Here is a 274-nt window from a genome sequence, read left to right on the forward strand (position 1 = left end):
AGCGAAAGTAACCGACACCTGATATCCCGCAGAATTAGCCGCTTGCTCGACGCCTACATTCCCTGCGAGGACAATGACATCCGCAAGACTTGCACCGCTTTCTGCAGCAATGCCTTCAAGCACACCCAGCACTTTCGCCAAACGCACAGGCTCATTGCTCTCCCAATCTTTTTGATGTGCGAGGCGAATGCGCGCACCATTTGCACCGCCGCGCATGTCCGAGCCGCGATAGGTCCGCGCGCTGTCCCATGCTGTCGAGACCATTTCGCTCAGG

General features: G+C 57.3%; 1 protein-coding gene. It reads right to left on the bottom strand.

Annotated features, from left to right (window positions below):
* The coding region (locus tag AB9F29_RS22665; RefSeq protein WP_369757345.1) for a peroxidase family protein at window positions 1-274 on the bottom strand (274 nt) is incomplete at both ends.

Source organism: Falsihalocynthiibacter sp. S25ZX9, from assembly GCF_041205405.1.
GTDB lineage: Bacteria > Pseudomonadota > Alphaproteobacteria > Rhodobacterales > Rhodobacteraceae > Falsihalocynthiibacter > Falsihalocynthiibacter arcticus.